Source organism: Brachybacterium sp. P6-10-X1, from assembly GCF_001969445.1.
In the GTDB taxonomy this organism is placed as follows: Bacteria; Actinomycetota; Actinomycetes; order Actinomycetales; family Dermabacteraceae; genus Brachybacterium.
Genome location: NZ_CP017297.1, coordinates 1,408,558 through 1,426,751, shown reverse-complemented (window position 1 = coordinate 1,426,751; position 18,194 = coordinate 1,408,558). Strand labels below are relative to the sequence as shown.

Below are 18,194 nucleotides of genomic sequence, written 5' to 3'. Positions count from 1 at the left end.
GGATCGCCCCATGGACGAGTTCCGCGACCCCCGGGAGCCGCGCGACGGGCACGCGGCGGGCACCGCGCACGAGACGCGCACGGGCCTGCTGCCCCTGGCGCGGGAGATCGCCGTGCAGACCTGCTCCCTGGTCGCGCCGCGACGATGCCCCTGCGGGCGCGACGGGGCGTGGCTGTGCCCGCAGTGCACGCAGATGCTCACCGCCCGTCCGATGCGCGTCGAAACCTGCTGTGATGCGCTGCAGGAGCTGACCGCCGCCAGGATCCGCCCGGAGCTGCGCGAGGGCGTCGCGCTGCCGGCCGGGGTGGACCACGCCCCGGTGCTTCCGGTGCTCGCTCTCGGCGAGTACACCGGGGCCCTGCAGCATCTGGTGCTGGCCTGGAAGAACGGAGGCATGGCGCACCTCGGTGCCCGTCTCGCCCCCGCGCTGGCCCCGGCGGTGACGACGCTCGCCGTCGCGGGCGGGGTGCGCCGTCCGCACCTGGTGCCGGTCCCGTCCCGTCGCAGCGCTCGGCTGCGTCGCGGGGAGGACCACACGGCCGAGCTGGTCCATGCGCTCGGGCGCAGCGGCGCAGGGCGCGCGCTGCCGCTGCGGGCCGTGCCCACCACCGCTCAGGAGGGGCGGGGAGCCCGTCAACGCCGCACCCGGCGGATCCGTCTGTCCGGCGGCACCGTCCGACGAGCCGGGGCCGCCGGTGCGAGGGTGGTGATCCTCGACGACGTCGTCACCACCGGGGCGACCCTGAGGGGAATGCACGATGCGCTGACACAGGCGGGGATGCAGGTCCTCGGCGCGGTCGTGGTCGCCTCGGCCCGCGTTCCCGCCGCGGGGACGTCCCGGATTCCTGATCCGTCGTGACCGAGGACCAGGAATCGTGGAGCAAAACGTGGCATGCTGGTGCGACTCGTCACATCGGACGAGCCCCCTCTCGTCAGGAGGTGCCAGCCCCAGCCGATGAGCCACAGCGGCCGGGCTCAGAGCGGCCGCATCCGGATAGGAGGAGAACACCTCATGGAGATCAATGTCGTCGGACGCCACATGGACGTCCCGGACCGATTCCGTCGCCACCTCACCGACAAGCTCGACAAGGTCACCCAGTTCGCGCCCGCTGCGCTGCGCGTGGACGTGGAGGTCTCTCAGGAGAAGAACCCCAGGCAGGCCGAGCTCAGCGACCGCGTCGAGCTCACCGTGCACGACAACGGTTCCGTGATCCGCTCGGAGGCCAGGGCCGATGACCTCTTCGGCGCCCTGGACATCGCCTACGGCAAGCTGCTGGAACGTCTTCGTCGCGCTCGGGACCGGCGCAAGGACCACCGCCGCGGCCGCGACCGCTCCCATCAGGGGCCGGGGGCGAGCGTGCGCACGATGCCCGCCGACCAGGACCTGCCCGCAGCGCTCCAGGAGACCCCGTCGGAGCCCGCTGCCCCGTCGCAGGAACCCGAGACGTCGGCGTCGTCCGAGACGGACCTCGCCGAGGCCGGCAGCCCGGTCGTGATCCGCCAGAAGAAGCATCGGGCCACCCCGATGGGAGTCGACGACGCCCTCTACCAGATGGAGCTCGTCGGCCACGACTTCTTCCTCTTCGTCGACGCGGAGTCCGGAAATCCCAAGGTCGTCTACCGGCGCAAGGGCTGGAACTACGGCGTCATCGAGCTCGACGCGGCCCTCCAGCCGTCCTGATCCCCACCGACATCGCCCGGGCGGGAGGTGCGCGAGAGCGCCCTCCCGCCCGGCGCCGTCCGGCCGTTCGGTCCCGCGGGAGGGTGCCGAGCGCCCGGCCCGACCCGAGAAGAGAGCCCCGGTGACCGACACCGTCAGCTGGACCCGAGCCCGACGCATCGCGCTGCGCGCCCAGGGAATGGGCCGCGCCCGCCGCACCGAGATCCCGGCTCCTGCGGCCAGCAGGCGGGCGCTGCGCCGCACGCTCGAGCACACCCACCTGCTCCAGATCGACTCGGTCAGCGTGTTCGCCCGTGCTCATCACCTGCCCGTGTTCACCCGGACCGGCAGCTGGGACCCGGCGGTGCTGGACCGACTCTCACGTCCGGGTCCCGCCCGGCTGGTCCGCGAAGCACTCGCGCACGAGGCCACCTTCGCCACCCACGAGGTCCATGACCTGCTGGATTTCCGCCGCCGTGCCGCAGCCCGTCGGGACTGGGGCGCCATCCGCGAGGCCGCCGCCTCCAGCCCGCAGCTGCTGGAGGAGATCCTCGACGCGCTCGAGGAGATCGGACCCGCCAGCGCCGCCGCCGTCTCCCGGCACCTCGGCGACACCGAACGGGGGGAGGGCTGGGGGTGGCGCCGCACCCGCAGCCAATGGGCGGTGGAGTACCTCTTCCGCTCCGGCACCCTCGACTGCGTCGGTCGCAGCGCCCAGTTCGAACGGCTCTACGTCGTCGCCGAGGACGCCCCGAGGCCGCTCCGGACGCTCGCTCGGCCCGGTGCCGAGGACACCGCCCCGGCAGCCGGCGCGGAGGACCCCGACCGGGCTGCATCGATTCGGACCCTGATGGCCCTGGCCGCCCGGTCCCTGGGCATCGCCGAGACCGCCTCCCTGGCCGACTACTTCCGGGTGTCGGTCGGCGATGCCCGCCGGGCCGTGGAGGGCCTGGAGGCCACCGGCGAGGTGCGGCCGGTCCGGGTCGACCACCCCGCCGGAGTGCGCGAGATGCTGCTGCACCGTGACGCCCCGACACCGACCCCGCTGCGCACGTCCGCCCTGGTCAGCCCCTTCGACCCGCTCGTCTTCCACCGTCCGCGCCTCTCGCACCTGTTCGACGTCGAGTACCGCATCGGCATCTACACCCCCGAGGCCCGCCGGGACACCGGCTACTACTCGTTGCTGTTCCTGCACGGAGACGTCATCCCCGCCCTCGTCGACCTCAAGGCGGACCGAGCCCGAGGCGTGCTCGAGGTGCGCGGCGCCTTCCGCGAGGACCTCCCGCACCTGCCGGCGCGGCAGCGACCGGCCGATGCAGCGGTGCTCGATGCGCTCGCGGTCGAGCTGCACCGGGCCGCGAGCTGGCAGGGACTGGACCGGGTCCAGGTGTGCACAGGGAAGGGCGCCGGCGACCTGGCCGAGCCGCTGTCCGCAGTGCTGGCGGCCGGGGGCCGAGGGGACGCGGATCCGCCCTCCGGGGCGGGTCCTGCTTCGTGACGATCCGCGCACGTCGTCACCTCTGCGCGACGAGACGCTTACGATGGGTCAGGCATCAGCCGTCCGCGAGGACGCATCCACAGAACTACGGGAGCACGAGTGGTCAACCTCTTCGACAAGATCCTGCGCGCCGGCGAAGGCCGTGAAGTGCGCCGGCTGGAGGTCATCGCCCGGAAGGTGGGGGAGGCCGAAGACGTCTTCACCGAGCTCAGCGACGAGGAGCTGCGGGAGGAGTCGACCCACTTCGCCGAGCGCCTGGAGGACGGCGAGTCCCTCGACGACATCATGGTCGAGGCCTTCGCCGCGGTCCGGGAGGCGGCGCACCGCACGCTCGGCCAGCGCCCCTACGACGTCCAGGTCATGGGCGGCGCCGCGCTGCACCGCGGTCGCATCGCCGAGATGAAGACCGGCGAGGGCAAGACCCTCGTCGCCACGCTGCCGGCATACCTCAACGCACTGGCGGGCAAGGGCGTCCACATCGTCACCGTCAACGACTACCTCGCCGGTTACCAGAGCGACCTGATGGGCCGCGTGTTCCGCGCCCTCGGCCTGACCACCGGCGTGATCAAGTCCGGCATGTCACCGGCCGAGCGCCGCGAGCAGTACGCCGCAGACATCACCTACGGCACCAACAACGAGTTCGGCTTCGACTACCTGCGCGACAACATGAGCCTGGACCCGGCCGAGCGGGTCCAGCGCGGGCACAGCTTCGCGATCGTCGACGAGGTCGACTCGATCCTCATCGACGAGGCCCGCACCCCGCTGATCATCTCCGGGCCGGGGTCCGGCGACGCCAACAAGTGGTTCAGCGAGTTCGCCAAGGTGGTCAAGCTGCTGCGCCGTGACCGCGACTACGAGGTCGACGAGAAGAAGCGCACCGTGGGCGTCCTCGAGTCCGGCATCGACAAGGTCGAGGACCACCTGGGCATCGACAACCTGTACGAGTCCCTGAACACGCCGCTGATCGGCTTCCTCAACAACGCCATCAAGGCCAAGGAGCTGTTCAAGAACGACAAGGACTACGTGGTCCTCAACGGCGAGGTCATGATCGTCGACGAGCACACCGGCCGCATCCTGGCCGGGCGTCGCTACAACGAGGGCATGCATCAAGCGATCGAGGCGAAGGAGGGCGTGAAGATCAAGGCGGAGAACCAGACGCTCGCCACGATCACCCTCCAGAACTACTTCAAGCTCTACGACAAGCTCTCGGGCATGACCGGAACGGCCGAGACCGAGGCCGCCGAGTTCATGAACACCTACTCGCTCGGCGTGGTCCCGATCCCGACCCACAAGGAGATGATCCGGGCCGACGAGGCGGACCGCATCTACCGCACCGAGAAGGCGAAGTTCGACGCCGTCGTCGAGGACATCGTCGAGCGGCACGAGAAGGGTCAGCCGGTGCTGGTGGGCACCACCAGCGTCGAGAAGTCCGAGTACCTCGCCAAGCTGCTGACCGCCCAGGGCGTCGACCATGAGGTGCTCAACGCCAAGAACCACGCCGGTGAGGCCGCGATCATCGCCATGGCCGGTGCCAAGAGCGCCGTCACCGTCGCCACCAACATGGCCGGCCGCGGCACCGACATCATGCTCGGCGGCAACGTCGAGTTCATGGCGCATGCGGCGCTCGAAGCCCGGGGCCTGGACGCCGAGGAGGACCCGGAGGGCTACGAGGCCGCCTGGGACGAGGAGCTCGAGAAGGCCAAGCAGGCCGTCTCCGAGCAGCACGACGAGGTCGTCGAGCTCGGTGGCCTGTACGTGCTGGGCACCGAGCGTCACGAGTCCCGTCGCATCGACAACCAGCTGCGCGGTCGCTCGGGCCGTCAGGGTGACCCCGGCGAGTCGCGCTTCTACCTCTCGCTGCAGGACGACCTCATGCGGCTGTTCAACTCCGGCGCCGCGGAATCGCTGCTGGCCCGCGGCGGTGTCGACGAGTCGATCCCGCTGACCGGACGGATGGTCTCCGGTGCGATCGAGCGCGCCCAGAACTCGATCGAGTCCCGCAATGCCGAGATCCGCAAGAACGTCCTGAAGTACGACGACGTCCTGACCAAGCAGCGCAAGAAGCTGTACCAGGAGCGCGCCCAGATCCTCGAGGGCGAGGCCCTCGACGAGCACGTCGACCGGTTCATCGACGAGGTGATCGGCGGGACGGTCGACGAGCACACCAAGGGCCGGACGCCCGAGGACGTCGATCTCGAGGAGCTGTGGGGTGCGCTGCGGCCCGCCTATCCCGTCTCGATCACGGCCGATGAGCTGATCGAGGAGGTCGGCGGCAAGGAGAACCTGGGTGCCGACGTGCTGCGCGAGGAGATCCTGGGTGATGCGCGCGTGGCCTACGAGAAGCGCGAGGAGGAGCTCGGCGAGGAGGGCCTGCACCAGCTGCAGCGCCGCGTGCTGCTGTCGGTCATGGACCGACGCTGGCGCGAGCACCTCTACGAGATGGACTATCTCAAGGAGGGCATCGGCCTGCGTGCGATGGCGCAGCGCGACCCGCTCATCGAGTACGAGCGCGAGGGCCACCTGATGTTCAACGACATGATCGCGGGCATCAAGGAAGACGTCGTCGGCTACATCTACAACCTCGAGGTGCAGGTCGAGAAGACAGAGCCCGTCGTCCCTCAGGCCGTCAGCGACCTACTGCGCAGTTCCACGGCGATGGGCAAGGCCGCCGCCGCTGCCGCGAAGAAGGCCGATGCTGACGAGTCGGAGAAGGAGCCGGACGAGGCGACCCCGGGCGAGGCCGCCTCCGACGCGGAGGACGACGCGGCGACCGAGGCCCCCGGAGGCACCGCGGACGCGGAGGACTCCGCCGGGGAGTCCGCGCAGCGCGTCGAGGCCTTGGCGGGGGAGAAGCAGGTCGTGCTCACCGCTCGCGGACTCGACGACGGACCGAACTCCCGGCAGCTGCGCTACTCCTCTGCGGAGGGCAGCGACGTCCAGGACGAATCGACCCTCTCACGAGCGCAGCGTCGCCGCCGGGCCCGCCAGGGCACGTCCTCCGCCGCGACGGCATCCGACACTCCACAGGACAAGCCGGAGGGAGCCCCGACGGGCTCGAACCGGGCCGCCCGGCGAGCCCGCAGCAGACGCCGAGGGTGAATCAGCCGATCTCCAGGACCGTCACCCGCCAACCGGAGTGCCGCAGCTCCCACCGCATCGCCAGGAAGCGCGCACGGTCGGGTTCACGCAGCACACAGCTCGCCTCGACCGTGTGCTCGTTGACGACGCAGGTGCGCACTCCGCTGACCAGAAGACGCTGCGGCGGCGCATAACCGGTCGTCGCCCGCAGTCGCCGGGTGAGCGCCGCACGCCGGGACAGCAGCGACCCGACCTCGGGTGTGACGATCCGCGACAGGGCGTTCTCCGGCCGCATGTCGCGCACGATCTCCACGGCACGGCGCGCTACCGGGGCGACCATCCGCTCGACCACACGGGGGTCGTGCAGGGACAGGGTCTCGGGGGCGTCGCTGGTCGCGGCGGGACGCTGGCCGGTGGTGGTCATCAGTGCTCCTGGCGGGAAAGGGATGCGGGCACGATCAGCTCCTGCCCGGGTTCGAGATGGTCGGGATCCGGCCCGATGACCAGGTGATTGGCCTCATGGAGCGCCGGCCAGGCCGACGCGATCTCGGACGGGTCGTCCGGGGCAGGACCGAGCAGATCGTCGGTGATGCTCCAGAGGGAGTCCCCAGCGTGCACCTCGACGGTGCGCGGGGGAGTCGAGGGCGTCGAACCCTCCTGGGCGGGCGCCGGGGCAGTCGACGGTTCGGTGCCCTCGGTGCCTGCGGCATCCGTGTTCAGGGGTGCGGCGTCGCCCGTCGAGGGCTGTTCGCCCCATCCCAGCGGGGGCAGCTGGGGGGAGTCGCCGTCCTCATCCGTGGTGGACCCGGGAGCCTCTGCGACGGGCTCGGGATCGTGCTCGGGCTGCGAGGGTGCCGTGTCCGAGGGGGCCGTGTCCGAGGGTGCCGTGGGCACGAGCTGCGAGGACACCGCGGTCGTCAGCGGCCTCGCCGCATCGCCCTCTCCGGCACCCGGATCGGCCGCGGTGGCCGGGACGAGCACGAGACCGGTCGCCGTGGTGGCGACGGCGGCGCCGAGCGTCACACGCGATGCCACCCGGGGCGCGAGCACTCGCAGGGCGAGGAGCACCGTCACGCCGGTGCGGCTCGCGGGCCCGGCGAGAAGAGCCATCACAGCCAGAGACCAGATCACGACGAGATACCCGCAGAGCATCGTTCCGAAGCCGGCGATCGTCATCAGCACCGCCGCGATCAGCGCGTCCTCGTCCGCACCCCGGGACGCCGTCGGCCACAGGGCGGTCAGCGCGCTCGCCATCACCAGCGCTCCGACTGCCGCGAGCACCGCGCTCACTGCGGCGGATGCCGGACGGGCGGCCGCAGTCGCCGCGGTCTCGTCGTCGGACCCCATGTGCTCCCCTGTCGTCGCTGACTCTGCGCGTTCTCGATCACATCATGCCATTTGATGCAGTTTGATGTCGTGCGAGCTGATGTAGAGCAAAGTAATGCGGACTGCATTCGCGACGCAAGTGCGCAGGGCACGGTGTGGACCGGGACGGTCGGGGGAGGAAGGGCATCGGTGCTGCGGTCCACGAAGCGCCGCAGGGCGACGCGGGCGGCGAGCGGACTCTGCCGTGGATCGAGCACGTCGGGACCGTCCGGACGCCTACAGTGACGCCATGCGATTCGAGCGGATCTTCGAGGACCTGGAGGCGCGCTTCGCCCACCATGAGCGCGAGGAGATGCGCGCGGTCTCCGAGGACCTGGCCCGGGCCGAGCGCGCCCAGCTGTCCCTGGCGGACCGCTTACGGGGTGCGGGAGGCAGCCCGCTCGCCCTCCACCTCGGGACGGCGCTGCGCCTCGAGGGAACCGTGGAAGATGTCGGGGAGGGATGGGTCTCGCTGCACGAGGAGGGCGGCCGTCGCCGCACCGTCGTCCCGCTGCCGGCGATCGCCCTCCTCGAAGGGCTTCCGGTCCGGGCGCGACCGGCGGAGGAGACCCGGCGCTCAACGCTGGGACTGGGATCCGTGCTCCGGTCGATCGCGCGGGACCGCAGCGTCGTGCGCCTGGAGACGACGGCCGGGGGCATCATGGGACGGCTCGCGGCGGTCGGGGCAGATGCCGTGGACGTGCATTCCCTGCCCACAGGGGAGAGCGGCGCCGCCCCCGGTTCCACCCGGATCACCGTGGCGATGGGTGCCCTGCTGGCGGTGCGCCCCCGCTAACGCTTCCCCTCGGACTTCTGGCGCTCCAGCGTGCGCTCCTGCTCGAGGATCTGGGCCGTCGCCGCATAGCTGCGCTCGATGTAGGACTCGATCTCGGAGACCTCGACCCGCCACTGTCCGCGCCCGCCGACCTTGATGGCGCGCAGCTCACCGGATCGGACCAGGGCATACGCCTGCGACGCCGAGATCGACAGCATCTCAGCGACATCGGACAACGGTACGAAGCGAGGCGTCATCGATCATCCTTTCCGGACGGGACCGTCCGTCTGCGTCGGGGACAGTGTCCCATTCTCGCGTCTCCGCCTGGAGGAACCATGTGGACAACGGCGGCCCGCGCCGGAACGAACCGGTCGTCCACAATCGCGCCGACTGCCCTCGCAGGGCACCCACCGTCCCGTAGCCTCCCGGGAGGACTCGGCCACGGGGGCCGGGCACGAGGGCGGGAGGATGTCGTGGCGGGGACTGCACCGGTGATGAGACTGCGTCGGCCGCGATGGAAGGATCCCCGGCTGATCGTCGGCATCATCCTGGTGGTGGCCAGCGTGCTCATGGGCGCCCTGCTGGTCTCCCGCCTGGCGGCCACGGTCCCCGTCCTGGTCGTGCGCAGCCCCATCGTCCCCGGAGACGTGATCGATCCCGAGGACCTGACGACGGTCCAGCTGCGTCTGGGCGAGCAGGAGGACCTCTACGTCGGCACGGTCGAGGCGATCCCGGAAGGAGCCGTCGCCACCAGCGCGATCCAGGCCGGAGAGCTGCTGCCGCTGTCCGCCGTCGGCCAGGCCTCCGACGTCCCGCTGCGACCGATCGTGATCCCCGTGGACACGACCGTCGCCGAGTCCGTGGCGCCGGGAGCGAAGGTCGAGCTCTGGCACACGGGCTCCGCCCCGGAGGACGGCGGCACGGGGAAGGCCGAGCTGCTGGTCTCCGACGGCATCGTCCGACACATCGACGAAGGAAGCTCGTTGGGGATGCGCTCCATGTCCGTCGAGGTGCTGGTGCCCCGTGACGATCTCGCCGCCGTCCTGCAGGTGCTCGCCCAGGAAGAGCGGCTCGACGTGATCGGCGTGCCCGGAGCGTACGGGGTCACCCCATGATCGACATCGTCCTGTGCGCCTCCGGCAGCGATGAGGTGCGGATCGTCCACGACCTCGCTCAGGACCGCAGTCGCAGAGCTCGAGTGGTGCGTCGGTGCGCTGATCTCGCCGAGACCCTGGCGGTGACCGCAGCCGGAATCGGGGACGTCGTCCTGATCGACGTCTCCGTCCGTGGGCTTGGCCGGGAGCCCCTCGCCACGATGATGCGCGAGGCCGCAGTGGTGGGATTGCGCTCCGAGGACGCCCCGGAGCAGACCACCCTGGGGCTGCGGCGCGTCCTGCCCGCCGGCTCATCGATCGAGGAGATCCTCACGGCGATCTCCGCCGCCGTCGCCTCCGACGACGAGGACGCCGCGGCCTGGGTGCAGGAACCCATCGGTGCGGCGCCCGAGAGGTCCGGACGGCTGGTCGCGGTGTGGGGCCCGACCGGCGCCCCCCGCCGGTCGACGATCGCGATGAACCTCGCCGCCGAAGCGGCGCTGGCCGGGCGGGAGACGATCCTGGTGGACGCCGACACCTACGGTCCCTCGCAGAGCCAGATGCTCGGAGTGCTCGACGAGACCCCGGGCCTCGTCGCCGCCTGCCGGGCCCACGATCGCGACACCCTCGACGAGGACACCCTGGACTCGCTGCTCCCGCTCGCCCAGCCGCGTCTGCACCTGCTCAGCGGGATCGGCGTACCAGCGCGCTGGGCGGAGGTGCGGCGCACCTCGATGGACGGGGTCTGGCAGGCGCTCTCGCGCCGCGGCGAGCTCACCGTCGCCGACGTCGGGGCCGTGCTCGAGGAGGACGAGGAACTCAGCTATGACACGGCCGCGCCCCAGCGCAATGCGGCGACGATCAGCGCGCTCGAGAACGCCGACGCCGTCCTCGCCGTGGTCGCTGCGGATCCGGTGAGCATCACGCGCCTGGTGCGTGAGCACTCCCGGCTCGAGGATCTCGGTGTGCGTGAGCTGCACGTGGTGGTCAACCGGGTCGGTTCCCCGGTACCTGCGGACACGGTGCGCGAGCTGATCGGCTCCCGTCTGCCGTCGTCCTCCCTGTACGTGCTGCCCGACGATCCCGTCGCCTGCCGGACCGCGGCCTGGGACGGCGCGCTGCTGGCGGAGTCGGCACCGCGCTCGCCGCTGCGCAAAGGACTGCGGGAGCTCGCCCGGTCCTCGGCGCTGCTCGGCCAGGAGGACCCCGCCTCGGGCCCGGTGGAGGCCTCTGCGCCCGGGTGATCCGCGCGGCCCGGGTGAATCGCGCGGCCCGGGTGAGCCGCGCGGCCTGGTGAGCTGCGCGGGTGAGAAGATGGCGACCATGAGGATCTATCTGCCGCTGACGACCGAGGACCGCGTCGCCTTGGAGACCGCCGCCCCGGAGCTGGACCTGGCAGCGGGGAGGGCGGCCTGGGGCGTGCACGCCGAGGCGCTCCGCGACCGTCCCGACCAGGACGAAGAAGGTCTGGAATACGAGGCGCTGCAGGACGCCGTGCACATCGCCTACCTCGCCGGCCCGACCGATCGGCGAGCCCTCGTCGTCGCCGCCGACGCCTCGGATGCCACCCTCGAGGTCGCCGGGGAGGACGGCGGCGCCTTCGGAGTCATCACCGCCGCACGGACCCAGGCGCGCATCGCCAGCTTCCATGTGACCGAGCTGGACGCGGCAGCGGCCGATGCCGACGACACCGATCCCGCATTGCTGTGGTTCGACGCCTCTGAGGGCGGCGACGCTCTGGCCTTCCTCGACGGCGCGCAACAGCCCTGATCACCGGAAACGGCGAGATCGCAGGTGGCTCGATCACAGGCCGGGCCGTGACCCCGCCCCCGGGTCAGTCGTCGGCGCGATCCGCGTAGGTCCGGGCGGACTTCTCCTCGGCGCGCAGCACCGTGGAGACGTAGGGGACAGCGGCCTTCTCGAGCCGGGGGCCCAGCAGCGGAACCTTGGCCACCAGGTCGCCATCGATGTCGACGCTGCAGGTCAGTTCGCCGGTGGGGGCAAGACGCAAGGATCCCTTCAACCCGGCGGGGGTCCCGGCCACCTCGAGCTCCATGGTGCCGCTGCGGCTGCCGTCGGGCTCGGGGGCGGACCACGTCTGGGTCTCCCGGATGGTGATGGTCGAACCCACGAAACGACGGGCGATGTCCGGGACCTTGTCCGTCGGCATCGTGAGCTCGGTCCGCACGGTGAAGGCGCCGACCGGGTCGCCGTCGACCTGGGAGGACGCGCTGGTCGCCTTCAGGGTCTCCCGACGGATCGCGGTGTACTCCTGATCGGCGTACATCGTGGCGGCGGTGCGCGCCGACAGCGGCAGGGTCAACGTCTCGCGGAGCTTCATCCTCGTCCTTCCCGGGGGAATCGGTCCGTCTCAGCCTACGGCAGGAGCGGCGGCGGCCCGGTCGCGTCCACCCCGGGGGCTCGCACTATCCTGGGCCCATGCCGAGCCTGTCCAAGTTCCTCGCCGACGCCCGCGCCCTGACCGGAAAGGAGGCCGACTGGCTCCAGCACCTCGTGGGGGACTGGAACCTCGTCTCCGATCTGCTCCGATCCGATCTGGTGCTGTGGATCCAGAGCGCGAAGGGGCCGCAGGCCGTGGCCCACTGCCGGCCCGCGACCGGCTCCACGGTCTATTACGAGGATCCGGTCGGGACCCTGCTCGAGGCCGACGCGGTCTCCGAGATCCCCGCGCTGCTCGAGGGGGCGGAGCCCGTCGGCGGATCCACCCCGATCGAACGTGAGGGCCGGGAAGCCACCGGTCTGCTGGTGCCGGTGCGCAAGAACGGCAGCACGCTGGGGGTGCTGGCGGCCGAGAGCCCGGTCAGCGACGGGATCCGCTCGACGAACGAGATCCGTCAGCATCAGCTCGGGGTGCGTGTGCTGCGGATGCTCCAGGCGGGCGCCTTCCCGATCGAGGGAGCGCCTATCCCACCCCGCCGTGGCGCGCCGAGGGTCGGGGACGGCGTCGTCGAGCTCGATGGCAATGGGGTGGTCCAGTGGACCTCGCCGAATGCGCTGTCCGCGTTCCACCGCTTCGGCGTCGAGGGCGACATGGAGGGCATCACCCTGGCCGAGCTGTCCACCGACGTGCTGCAGACGCGCAGCCCGGTGGACGAATCCTTGCCCCTGGTGCTCATGGGGCGCGCCGCCTGGCGCTCCGACATGCAGGCCCGCGGTGGGACGCTCTCCCTGCGCGCCGTGCCCCTGACCGAGAAGGAGCAGCGCACGGGTGCGATCATCTTGGTGCGCGACGTCACGGAGCTGCGCCGCCGGGAACGGGAGCTGATCACCAAGGACGCGACGATCCGCGAGGTCCACCACCGGGTCAAGAACAATCTCCAGACGGTCGCGGCGCTGCTGCGCATGCAGTCACGACGCATGAAGTCCGACGAGGCGCGTGACGCGCTGAGCGAGGCCATGCGCCGGGTCTCGACGATCGCCCTGGTCCATGAGTCCCTGCTGCAGGGTTCGGAGGAGGCCGTCCACTTCGACGACGTGATCGATCGCTGCCTGCGCCTGGCCGTGGACGCCGCCAGCGCGACCGTGCACCGGGCGGGAGCGCCGCGGCTCACCGAGTCCCAGGTGGAGGTGCGCACCGAGAAGAGCGGTCGGGTGGGGTCGATCCGGGCGGAGGAGGCGACTCCGCTGGCCTTGGTGGTCACGGAACTGGCCACGAACGCGGTGGAGCACGGGCTCTCGGAGACCGGTGGCACCCTGAGCGTGCGCAGCGAGCGGACCGGCTCGCATCTGGTCATCAACATCGAGGATGACGGCGAGGGGATGGGAGCGGCCAAGCCGACCGGACTGGGCACGAACATCGCGCTGACGCTGGTGCAGGGCCAGCTCGGGGGGGCCCTGACCTGGCAGGACTGTCCCGACGGGGGGACCCGGGCGGTGGTCGACGTGTACCTGGATCCGCTCACGCTCTGAGCGGACCGCCCGGGGCGGGGAGAGCACGATGACGTCGGCGACGCGCACGCACCCCGCTCCGGGCGGAGGTCCGGCGAATCGGTGGCCCGGACCGCAGGACGAGGGGTCAGCTGGCGCGGCGGGCGCGCGCGTTGCGACGCTTCAAGGAGCGACGCTCATCCTCGGAAAGACCTCCCCAGACGCCCGAGTCCTGACCGGACTCGAGGGCGAACTTCAGGCAAGCCGTCATGACGTCGCACTTCTGGCACACCGCCTTCGCCTCCTGGATCTGCGTGATCGCCGGTCCGGTGTTCCCGATCGGGAAGAACAGCTCGGGATCATGGTTGAGGCACTCGGCACGGTGGCGCCAGTCCATCGTCACTCTCTCTTTCCAGGACGCCACGCCCCACCCCGTAGGGCGTGGCGCGGCGAGGGTCGCTCCGGGTGGGGCGTTCTCGGGTCTTCGGCTCGTCGATGCGGATCCGGCGGCGGCGACAGCTGTCGCGGATCTCGACGTCAGAGCGAGCCGACCTCCATTCTCTGGGCAGGTCGCGGCCTCGACAAGGGTCTGCGTCGCCGAGCTGGGTGGCACTTCCCACAAGCCGGGACCGGGGCGTGATGCCCGGCACGAAGACGTTGAAAATGGCCGCGAAGAGTGCTGGGAGCAGGCGCGCGACGCGGGAGAGGGTGGGGATGACCAGGGGAGAGGCGATCCGTCGGAGGACGCCGACGACGGATACAGTCTCCTCATGCCCACCGATGCCCACTCCACCGGACCCACCGCCTCGCGAGTTGCTGGCTCCGGTCCCGACGGCGCTCCCGGTCCGCGGATCCGCCCGACCGTCGCCGCGCTGCTCGGGGTCGAGACCCTGTTGCTGGCGGCCGCCGCCACCGGCTGCTTCGTGCTGGTCGCCGGCGGGGGATTGAACGGCCGGTTCGGCACTGGGCTGGGGATCTTCCTGCTGATCTTCGCGGCCGGTACCGCGCTGGCTGCACGGTCGATCCTCGTCGCCGGCCGCTTCGGTCTCGGATACGGCATCACCTGGCAGCTGTTCCAGGCGCTGGTCGGCGCGAGTCTCCTGCGCGGCGGCCTGTACTGGCAGGGCGGTCTCGCCCTCGGCCTGGCGATCGTGCTGTTCGTGCTGCTGCTGAACCTGGTGCGGTCGACCCCGTTGCCGGGCGGTGACGACTGATCGACGTGCTGTGAGGGACGATCGGCAGGAGATCGGTCCGGAGTGGAGTCTGATCGACGTGCTGTGAGGGACGATCGGCAGGAGATCGGTCCGGAGTGGCGTCTGATCGACGTGCTGTGAGGACGGGCCCTGCCCCGGAGCGCCGCTCCGGAGCAGGGCCCGTCCTCGGGGTGGACCGTCCGACCGGCCCGGTGTCCTCAGGACGGCTGCGCGTCACTCACCCCCGGCCAGCGCTGCCGCCGGCGCCGTGCGGGCTGCGGCCCGTCCCGGCAGGACCGAGGCCGCGCCCCCGGCGAGGATCGCGAGCAGCAGCACCAGGCCGACCTGCCCCCAGGGGATGGTGATCGTGACCGGGTAGGTCGATCCCAGCAGAGCGTTGATGCCGAACACCCCGTACGCGCTGCCGATGATGATACCGAGCACGGCTCCGACCACGGCGAGCAGGACGCCTTCCCAGCCGAGCATGGCCCGCATCTGGCGCCGCGTGGTGCCCAGCGCCCGCAGCAGGGCGTTCTCGGATGTGCGTTCGACGACGCCGAGGCTGAGGGTGTTGGCCACTCCCACCAGCGCGACCACCACGGCGACGGCGAGCAGGGCCACGACGATGCCCAGGAGGATGTCGAGGATCTGCCCGTACATCTCGCGTTCGGCGCCTCCGACGTCGGTGCTGACCGCGGACCAGCCTGACGTGGCGGTCTGCTCGGTGATCGAGTTGGCCAGGGACATCACGTCGATGTCGGCACGCTCGGCGGTGCCCGGGTCGGCGAAGTCGCCCAGGACCACGGGGGTGGCCCCGCCTCCGGCGATCTGCTCGAGGGTGGCTGGCGTGACCAGGGATATCGCCAGGTTGGCGTCGATCTGCACCTGCAGCTGCTGCGGGGTCCCGTCGGCCCCCTCGACCTGCAGGGTCTGACCGTCGGTGACACCGAATCGCTCGGCCCGATCGGACCCGAGCAGCACGACGCCGTCCTCCAGCTCGTCCGCCATTCCGGGCCGGTGGGAGGTCTCGCGCACCGCCTCGGGGGACGCGCCGTACAGCGTCATCGGTTCGGTGACCCCGACGTCGATGTCCGTGCGGGCGGCGGGCTGAGCTCCGTCGATGCCCTTGATCCCGGCGACCTGTTCGACCCCGTCCTCGGGCATTTCCTCGGCGCTGACGATGAGGTCGATCGGGCGTCGGGAGTCGAGTTCAGTGGTGAGGGTGGTCTCCGCCGTGCGCGCGCCGACGGCCATCATCGTCATCAACGTGGTGCCGATGAGCAGGGCCGCGATGGTGGCGGCGCTGCGCCGGGGATTCCGGGCGACGTTGGCGCTGGCCACCTTCGCCGGAAGCCCGCCGACGTGCCCCATGATCGCGCCGATCAGGGAGGACAGCGGTCGGGTGAGGACGATCAGCACCAGCAGCATGCCGGTGAAGCTGATCACGCCCCCGGCCATCGCCAGCAGGATCCCGAGTGAGGGCGTTCCCTGCACGGCCAGCACTGTGCCACCGACCAGGGCGAGGACGCCGAGCACGACCGCGACGATGCCGATCAGGCCGCGGGCGCCGAGGCCGCGGCGCTGCGAGGGCGGCTCGGGCCGCAGCGCCTGGAGCGGTGCCACCCGGGTTGCCGCGCGCATCGGGGCCAGGCTCGCCCCCCGGGTGATGACCACGCCGGCGATCACCGGCAGCAGCACCGACCACAGGCCGACCGGGACGATCAGGAGCCCGTCGAGCCAGCCCAGCGCGTCGGCCGCGCCGAGAGCGGCTTGGACCAGCAGGTGCCCACCGACCAGGCCGGCGACGGCTCCGAGCACCCCGACCAGCAAGGATTCGCGCAGCACCACGCGACGCACCTGGCCACGGGTGGCCCCGAGGGTGCGCAGCAGGGCGAGGGAGCGGGTGCGCTGAGCGATCGTGACCGCGAAGGTGTTGGCGATGACGACGGCGCTCGTGAACAGGGCGATCACCACGAACACTCCGAGCATCAGCCCCAGCGAGGCCGCGCCTTGGGTGACGTTCTCGGTCGCCTCCTGCTCGGCCTCCTCGACGGTGCGCACCGAGAGATCGCCGCTGCTCGCGGACTCGGCGACCGTCGCCGGGTCCGTGTCCTCGGGGACGGATGCCAACCAGGTCTCGGTGAGCGTGCCCTCCGTGGGGCCCAGCAGGGCAGCGGCATTCGCGTCCGAGACCAGCACCCGGGGCGTGCCGCCGAACACGGAGCCCTCCGCGGTGGGGGCGAGTCCGGTGACCGTGAAGCTCGTCTCCTGGCTGGTGGGAGAGAAGTCGGCCGGCAGCGTGACGGTGTCGCCGAGGGTCACCTTGAGAGCTTCGGCGGCCGCGGTGTCGAGCACGACCTCGTCGGCCTCCGAGGGCAGCTCGCCCTCGGCCAGGGTCTGCTCGGCCGTGGCCGAGGGCGGGAGCATGGTCGCGGAGAGGAAGGCGCTGCCGCCGTCCTCCTGGGAGCTCAGCTGCAGGTAGTTGGCCAGCAGCGGCCAGGTCTGCTCGGCGCCGTCGATCTCGGGAGCCGCCAGCGGCTGCTCGGCGGCGAACTGCTGGTCGGTCAGGGGGCGGGAGATCTCCAGATCCGCCCCCTCGTACTGCTGGGTGGCCTGGGAGGCCAGCGAGGCCTGCATGAGGTTGCCGGCCAGCACCATGATGGCAACGAACGCGCAGGACAGCGCGATGGTCAGGACGGCCGCGAGGTGGCGGCGCAGCGGGGTGAGCTTCAGCGGGGTGCGGCGTGCCATCAGAGCCTGCCCCGCAGGTCCTCGTCGGCGGCCAGGCGGCCGTCGGCCAGGGAGACGATCCTGTCCGCGCGCTCGGCGGCGTCACGTTCGTGGGTGACCATGACGACCGTTTGGCCGAACTCGTCCACGGACAGGCGCAGGAAGTCCAGCACCTCCGCGGTGGTGTGCGAGTCGAGGTTGCCGGTGGGCTCGTCGGCGAAGACGACAGCGGGCGAGGTGACCAGCGCGCGCGCGATCGCGACGCGCTGGATCTGTCCACCGGAGAGCTGCGAGGGCAGGTGGTCGAGGCGGTCGGTCAGGCCGAAGGCGGCGGTGATGGTCTCCAGCCAGGCGCGGTCCACGCGCTTGCCGGCGAGTTCGAGCGGCAGCAGGATGTTCTGCTCGGCGCTGAGCATCGGCAGCAGGTTGAAGGACTGGAACACGAAGCCGACCCGCTCCCGGCGCAGGCGTGTCAGGGCGTCGTCGGAGAGATCGGTGATCTCCGTGCCGTCGATGCGGATCGAGCCGCCGTCGACGGCATCCAGGCCGGCCAGGGTGTGCAGAAGGGTGGACTTTCCGGAGCCGGAGGGGCCCATGATCGCAGTGAACGCTCCACGAGCGATGTCGATGTCCACCGCGTCCAGGGCGGTCACGGCCCCCGCACCGGTGCCGTAGGTGCGGGTCACGCCGCGGGCGACGATGGCGGGTGCGGTGCCCTCCGCGCTGGCGGGCGGGGCGGGGACGGGCTGGGCTGTCATCGGGATCCTTCGTCATGGGGTGTGCTGTCATGAACGATGTTCCCGTGCCCGACGACGGCGAGGCGTCAGCCTCGGGTCGCGACCTGCCGGAAACGGCCCGACCGGGGGATGGGGAGGGGTCATACCAGGGGATGACGACGGCGGTGTCGTCTGGA

The 18,194-nt window shown here is 71.3% G+C and carries 17 protein-coding genes; 10 read left to right on the top strand and 7 right to left on the bottom strand.

The features are described 5' to 3' along the window. The first annotated feature begins 10 nt into the window (after positions 1-10). The 4 genes from BH708_RS06570 to secA all read left to right on the top strand — a co-directional run bounded on the left by BH708_RS06570 (position 11) and on the right by secA (position 6,257). Positions 11-859, top strand: coding sequence for a ComF family protein (locus BH708_RS06570; RefSeq protein WP_253705495.1), 849 nt, complete (start codon positions 11-13; stop codon positions 857-859). 153 nt (positions 860-1,012) lie between these two features. After that, entirely contained in the window at positions 1,013-1,681 is a 669-nt protein-coding gene (gene hpf, locus BH708_RS06565; protein WP_076807551.1) for a ribosome hibernation-promoting factor, HPF/YfiA family, read from the top strand. Positions 1,682-1,802: 121 nt separating this feature from the next. Continuing rightward, positions 1,803-3,158 carry a winged helix-turn-helix domain-containing protein gene (locus tag BH708_RS06560; protein ID WP_076807550.1) on the top strand — a complete coding sequence of 452 codons (1,356 nt, stop codon included), beginning with the start codon at positions 1,803-1,805 and terminating at the stop codon, positions 3,156-3,158. A 99-nt stretch (positions 3,159-3,257) separates the two neighbouring features. After that, on the top strand, positions 3,258-6,257 hold the full coding sequence (gene secA / locus BH708_RS06555) for a preprotein translocase subunit SecA (protein WP_076807548.1): 3,000 nt from the start codon (positions 3,258-3,260) through the stop codon (positions 6,255-6,257). Between the two features lies 1 nt (position 6,258). Here the strand turns inward: secA and BH708_RS06550 are convergent, their stop codons facing one another. Both BH708_RS06550 and BH708_RS06545 read right to left on the bottom strand, forming a co-directional pair. Beyond that, entirely contained in the window at positions 6,259-6,660 is a 402-nt protein-coding gene (locus BH708_RS06550) for an Rv3235 family protein (RefSeq protein ID WP_076807546.1), read from the bottom strand. Further along, the gene (locus BH708_RS06545; RefSeq protein ID WP_076807544.1) at positions 6,660-7,583 is read right to left on the bottom strand and encodes a LysM peptidoglycan-binding domain-containing protein; all 924 of its coding nucleotides are present in this window, start codon (positions 7,581-7,583) and stop codon (positions 6,660-6,662) included. Before BH708_RS06545 ends, BH708_RS06550 begins: the two co-directional genes overlap by 1 nt. 268 nt (positions 7,584-7,851) lie before the next feature. On the opposite strand from BH708_RS06545, the gene BH708_RS06540 reads away from it, so the two are divergent. Then, on the top strand, positions 7,852-8,397 hold the full coding sequence (locus tag BH708_RS06540) for a hypothetical protein (protein ID WP_076810895.1): 546 nt from the start codon (positions 7,852-7,854) through the stop codon (positions 8,395-8,397). Here the strand turns inward: BH708_RS06540 and BH708_RS06535 are convergent. After that, positions 8,394-8,633 (bottom strand): AlpA family transcriptional regulator, encoded by a 240-nt coding sequence (locus BH708_RS06535; RefSeq protein ID WP_076807541.1) that lies wholly within the window; start codon positions 8,631-8,633, stop codon positions 8,394-8,396. The genes BH708_RS06540 and BH708_RS06535 overlap by 4 nt on opposite strands. A 216-nt stretch (positions 8,634-8,849) precedes the next feature. Here BH708_RS06535 and BH708_RS06530 point away from each other — a divergent pair, with 216 nt between their 5' ends. The 3 genes from BH708_RS06530 (at position 8,850) to BH708_RS06520 (ending at position 11,240) form a co-directional block, all read left to right on the top strand. Then, positions 8,850-9,491, top strand: a complete 642-nt coding sequence (locus tag BH708_RS06530; protein WP_157235788.1) for an SAF domain-containing protein — start codon at positions 8,850-8,852, stop codon at positions 9,489-9,491. Beyond that, positions 9,488-10,714 (top strand): pilus assembly protein CpaE, encoded by a 1,227-nt coding sequence (locus tag BH708_RS06525; RefSeq protein ID WP_076807537.1) that lies wholly within the window; start codon positions 9,488-9,490, stop codon positions 10,712-10,714. The genes BH708_RS06530 and BH708_RS06525 overlap by 4 nt, the downstream gene beginning before the upstream one ends. 79 nt (positions 10,715-10,793) lie before the next feature. Further along, complete coding sequence (locus BH708_RS06520) at positions 10,794-11,240, top strand: hypothetical protein (protein ID WP_076810893.1); 447 nt, start codon at positions 10,794-10,796, stop codon at positions 11,238-11,240. A gap of 64 nt (positions 11,241-11,304) precedes the next feature. On the opposite strand, the gene BH708_RS06515 is transcribed toward BH708_RS06520, so the two are convergent. Further along, positions 11,305-11,811, bottom strand: a complete 507-nt coding sequence (locus BH708_RS06515) for a DUF2505 domain-containing protein (RefSeq protein WP_076807535.1) — start codon at positions 11,809-11,811, stop codon at positions 11,305-11,307. A 98-nt stretch (positions 11,812-11,909) separates the two neighbouring features. Between BH708_RS06515 and BH708_RS06510 the strand changes: the two genes are divergently transcribed. Beyond that, positions 11,910-13,400: a sensor histidine kinase gene (locus tag BH708_RS06510; protein WP_076807533.1), complete on the top strand. Its 1,491-nt coding sequence runs from the start codon at positions 11,910-11,912 to the stop codon at positions 13,398-13,400. 106 nt (positions 13,401-13,506) lie between these two features. Here the strand turns inward: BH708_RS06510 and BH708_RS06505 are convergent, their stop codons facing one another. After that, on the bottom strand, positions 13,507-13,755 hold the full coding sequence (locus BH708_RS06505) for a WhiB family transcriptional regulator (RefSeq protein ID WP_010549779.1): 249 nt from the start codon (positions 13,753-13,755) through the stop codon (positions 13,507-13,509). A 373-nt stretch (positions 13,756-14,128) separates the two neighbouring features. Between BH708_RS06505 and BH708_RS06500 the strand changes: the two genes are divergently transcribed. Beyond that, the gene (locus BH708_RS06500; protein WP_076807531.1) at positions 14,129-14,572 is read left to right on the top strand and encodes a hypothetical protein; all 444 of its coding nucleotides are present in this window, start codon (positions 14,129-14,131) and stop codon (positions 14,570-14,572) included. Positions 14,573-14,785: 213 nt separating this feature from the next. Here BH708_RS06500 and BH708_RS06495 read toward each other — a convergent pair whose 3' ends face one another. After that, positions 14,786-17,302 carry an ABC transporter permease gene (locus BH708_RS06495; RefSeq protein WP_076807529.1) on the bottom strand — a complete coding sequence of 839 codons (2,517 nt, stop codon included), beginning with the start codon at positions 17,300-17,302 and terminating at the stop codon, positions 14,786-14,788. Beyond that, positions 17,302-18,039, bottom strand: a complete 738-nt coding sequence (locus BH708_RS06490) for an ABC transporter ATP-binding protein (RefSeq protein ID WP_076807527.1) — start codon at positions 18,037-18,039, stop codon at positions 17,302-17,304. The genes BH708_RS06495 and BH708_RS06490 overlap by 1 nt, the downstream gene beginning before the upstream one ends. Positions 18,040-18,194: the final 155 nt, after the last annotated feature.

Excerpts from the sequence above, each read along its gene's own strand:
- BH708_RS06570 (WP_253705495.1), top strand. The coding sequence starts at position 11 with ATGGACGAGTTCCGCGACCCCCGGGAGCCGCGCGACGGGCACGCGGCG.
- hpf (WP_076807551.1), top strand. The coding sequence starts at position 1,013 with ATGGAGATCAATGTCGTCGGACGCCACATGGACGTCCCGGACCGATTC.
- BH708_RS06550 (WP_076807546.1), bottom strand. The coding sequence starts at position 6,660 with ATGACCACCACCGGCCAGCGTCCCGCCGCGACCAGCGACGCCCCCGAG.
- BH708_RS06545 (WP_076807544.1), bottom strand. The coding sequence starts at position 7,583 with ATGGGGTCCGACGACGAGACCGCGGCGACTGCGGCCGCCCGTCCGGCA.
- BH708_RS06540 (WP_076810895.1), top strand. The coding sequence starts at position 7,852 with ATGCGATTCGAGCGGATCTTCGAGGACCTGGAGGCGCGCTTCGCCCAC.
- BH708_RS06535 (WP_076807541.1), bottom strand. The coding sequence starts at position 8,633 with ATGACGCCTCGCTTCGTACCGTTGTCCGATGTCGCTGAGATGCTGTCG.
- BH708_RS06525 (WP_076807537.1), top strand. The coding sequence starts at position 9,488 with ATGATCGACATCGTCCTGTGCGCCTCCGGCAGCGATGAGGTGCGGATC.
- BH708_RS06520 (WP_076810893.1), top strand. The coding sequence starts at position 10,794 with ATGAGGATCTATCTGCCGCTGACGACCGAGGACCGCGTCGCCTTGGAG.
- BH708_RS06515 (WP_076807535.1), bottom strand. The coding sequence starts at position 11,811 with ATGAAGCTCCGCGAGACGTTGACCCTGCCGCTGTCGGCGCGCACCGCC.
- BH708_RS06510 (WP_076807533.1), top strand. The coding sequence starts at position 11,910 with ATGCCGAGCCTGTCCAAGTTCCTCGCCGACGCCCGCGCCCTGACCGGA.
- BH708_RS06505 (WP_010549779.1), bottom strand. The coding sequence starts at position 13,755 with ATGGACTGGCGCCACCGTGCCGAGTGCCTCAACCATGATCCCGAGCTG.
- BH708_RS06500 (WP_076807531.1), top strand. The coding sequence starts at position 14,129 with ATGCCCACCGATGCCCACTCCACCGGACCCACCGCCTCGCGAGTTGCT.
- BH708_RS06495 (WP_076807529.1), bottom strand. The coding sequence starts at position 17,302 with ATGGCACGCCGCACCCCGCTGAAGCTCACCCCGCTGCGCCGCCACCTC.
- BH708_RS06490 (WP_076807527.1), bottom strand. The coding sequence starts at position 18,039 with ATGACAGCCCAGCCCGTCCCCGCCCCGCCCGCCAGCGCGGAGGGCACC.